The 1,505-nt window shown below is 51.7% G+C and carries 1 protein-coding gene and 1 other annotated feature; the gene reads right to left on the bottom strand.

Annotation, left to right across the window (positions count from 1 at the left end; genetic code table 11):
* Window positions 1-117: 117 nt before the first annotated feature.
* A protein-coding gene (locus AC3WVG_RS11770) for an IS3 family transposase (RefSeq protein ID WP_488798309.1) occupies window positions 118-1,334 on the bottom strand; the annotation gives its coding sequence in 2 pieces (ribosomal slippage) (window positions 118-1,046 and window positions 1,046-1,334; 1,218 coding nt in all).
* Window positions 940-1,056: a sequence feature (AL1L pseudoknot), on the bottom strand. Its footprint overlaps the gene before it by 117 nt.
* Window positions 1,335-1,505: the final 171 nt, after the last annotated feature.

Genomic DNA, 1,505 nt, shown 5'->3' with positions numbered 1-1,505 from the left:
ACTAGGCCAGCAACGTGTAGATGATAAATCAAATGAAATCACTGCGATACCAAAGCTATTGTTACAGCTGGATATTGAATCGCCCCGGGTTCATCGGAGGCATTTTTGTTTGAGTCATCATGCTGCTTTTTGATACTCAGTCTGTCGATAATAATTTTCTTCGTACTCACGCGGCGGAATGTCGCCAATGGAGCTAAGCAGTCGGCGATTGTTGAACCAGTCGACCCAGGTCAGCGTAGCCCGCTCCACATCATCCATCCCTCGCCAAGGCCCATTTTTATGGATGACCTCGGCCTTGTACAGGCCATTGATCGTTTCCGCCAGGGCGTTGTCGTAGGAGTCCCCGACCGTTCCGACGGAGGCCTTGAAGCCAGCCTCTGCCAATCGTTCTGAATAACGGATGGAGAGATACTGGCTTCCACGATCACTATGGTGGGTCACACCTGTCGGTTTGCCTCGTGCCCAGAGAGCCTGCTCCAGAGCATCAAGCACGAGGTCGGTTTTCATCGATTTCAACACACGCCAGCCAACAATCCAGCGTGAGAAGACATCAACCACAAAGGCCACATAAACAAAGCCAGACCATGTCGCCACATAGGTGATATCCGCGACCCACAGCTGGTTGGGGCGATCTGCGGTAAACTGGCGTTTCACCAGATCCAATGGCCTGTCGGCCTGTTCCGATGGAATCGTGGTAATGCAACGCTTCCCGCGCCTGACGCCAGCAATTCCAAGGCTGTTCATCAATCGTTCCACAGTGCATCTCGCTACCTGAATCGACTCACGATGAAGCTGTTTCCAGACCTTGTGGGCGCCATAGTTGCAGTGGCTCTGCTGCCATACTCGCTGGATCTCAGGGGATAACCGGTCATCCCTTTGCGAGCGCTTGCTCCTTTTCTCCGGGCAGCGTTCCATCTCCTTATGACGGTGATACGTGGACGGTGCAATCGGCAATACCTGACAGATTGGCTCGACACCGTACTCGTCGCGATGACAGTCAATAAAATCCACCATCACCTCCGTTTGCGGTCGAGCTCCGCCTGGGCGAAAAAAGCCGCTGCCTTGCGCAATATCTCATTCGCACGCTTGAGCTCACGGTTCTCTCGCTCCAGATCTTTCATGCGCTGCTGCTGATCGGAACTGAATCCGGGCTTTACGCCTGAATCAACTTCCATCCTGTTAACCCACTTTCTTAATGTCTCAGGGGTACAACCAATTTTGGATGCAATCGATGTGATCGCTGACCAGCGTGACGGGTATTCATGTTCGCTCGTTAAAACCATGCGAACTGCTCGTTCTCGTACTTCCGGGGAATATCTTACTTGTGTCTTCATAGGCTAATCCTCTCAAGAGTTTTAGCCTCCGACAAACCCGGGGTGATTCAATATGGATAATGGTCGATGAAAGGGGCAAGGCATATACCTTCTACTGTTTGGGACTCTCATAATAACCTGAAGTGGTTCGGTAATTGTGGACACCTCGAAAAGGGTGAATATACGCCCTGA

It is taken from the genome of Desulfovulcanus sp. (assembly GCF_982781345.1).
The sequence above is the reverse complement of the archived record's forward strand: the minus strand, read 5'-3'. Positions and strand labels throughout refer to the sequence as shown.